This window comes from Thermosipho globiformans (assembly GCF_003990895.1).
Taxonomy (GTDB): Bacteria; Thermotogota; Thermotogae; order Thermotogales; family Fervidobacteriaceae; genus Thermosipho; species Thermosipho japonicus.
The window spans coordinates 1-1,374 of record NZ_BHXD01000036.1 but is presented as its reverse complement, the minus strand read 5'-3'; the positions used below and the strand labels follow the sequence as shown (position 1 = coordinate 1,374).

The window sequence follows — 1,374 nt, the reverse complement described above, 5'->3', positions numbered from 1 at the left end:
CATACTTTTCACTCCCCCTCGTGAAAAATTATACTCTCTCTTTTTTCTCTGTCCAATCCTTCAGGGGAGCAGTATAATATACTTATTATTGCTTCTACCTATTTCATGAATTAAGTTTCAATAACTTATATAACCACACAGAACAATTTAAACTTAATCTATAATAAATTCTTTATGAAAATTTATTTGTTATAAAAAATTATTAATATATTTTCTCTCAATATTTAATATCCATAAATAAAAAATGGCTCCGGTTTATTACCGAAGCCATTTTTAAAAACATTATTTTTACCGAATTAATTTTAAAATTATTCACCAACTGTATATTTTACAAATCTTGAAACTCTGATGTTTTCTCCTATCTTTGCAATAGATTCTTTAATTAATTCTTCAACGGTTTTATCTTCATCAAATGCAAATTTTTGTTCATACAAACAATTTTCTTCAAAGAATTTGTTTAATTTTCCTTCTACGATTTTTTCTATAACATGTTCTGGTTTTCCAGAATCTTTTAATTGGTCTCTATAGATTTCTTTTTCCTTTTCAATAACTTCTTGTGGGACATCTTCTCTTCTTACCCACCTTGGTGACATTGCTGCGATGTGCATTGCAATTTTGTTACCTAGTTCTTGGAAGTCTTCTGTTCTTGCAACAAAATCTGTTTCACAATTTAATTCAACTAAGACACCAATTCTTTTGTTAAAGTGAACGTAAGCCGCGATAATTCCATCGCTAGTTTCTCTTGAAGCTTTCTTTGCTGCCTTTGCAATACCTTTCTTTCTTAAGATTTCAATAGCTTGTTCCATATCTCCATTTGCTTCTTCAAGTGCCTTTTTACAATCCATCATTCCAGCACCTGTTCTATCTCTTAATTCCTTAACAAGCTTTGCATCAATCATACTTTCTCCTCCTCCTCTTTATTTTTAGACAATTTTCTCCATATCCCATTTTCCATCATTTAATACCATTATATATTCAAAACCTATATCTTTCAAATTACCTAAAGTATCTAAAATACCTCTTCCTACATCTTCCAACCTATGGGCATCAGAACCTATTGTAACATATTTTCCACCAAGGTCTCTATAAAGCTTTAAAATATCATATGAAGGATTAGGCTCACCGTATCTGTATATTGCAGAAGTATTGACCTCTAATATCTTTTCTTCTTTTATAATTTTCTTAAAAATCTCTGAGATCAACGGATATAATTTTTTTGAAAATGGTTCATTATTTTCTACAAATCTTCTTGGAAAATCAAGATGGCCTAATACATGAAAATCATTGATAACATTAATTCACCCTGGCCAATGTAAAAATTATTTTTCAATCAATCTAATCATTTTAGGATGAGCAGAAAGCGTGTCTATTAAC

General features: G+C 29.8%; 2 protein-coding genes. Both read right to left on the bottom strand.

Going from position 1 to position 1,374, the window contains the following annotated elements:
- Positions 1-308: 308 nt before the first annotated feature.
- Positions 309-899 (bottom strand): translation elongation factor Ts, encoded by a 591-nt coding sequence (tsf, locus tag EO083_RS09705; protein ID WP_126994247.1) that lies wholly within the window; start codon positions 897-899, stop codon positions 309-311.
- 24 nt (positions 900-923) lie between these two features.
- On the bottom strand, positions 924-1,202 hold the full coding sequence (locus tag EO083_RS09700; protein WP_241230040.1) for a hypothetical protein: 279 nt from the start codon (positions 1,200-1,202) through the stop codon (positions 924-926).
- Positions 1,203-1,374 lie beyond the last annotated feature (172 nt).

What these genes read in the sequence shown, in the direction of transcription:
- tsf (WP_126994247.1), bottom strand. Translation starts at nt 899, where the DNA reads ATGATTGATGCAAAGCTTGTTAAGGAATTAAGAGATAGAACAGGTGCT.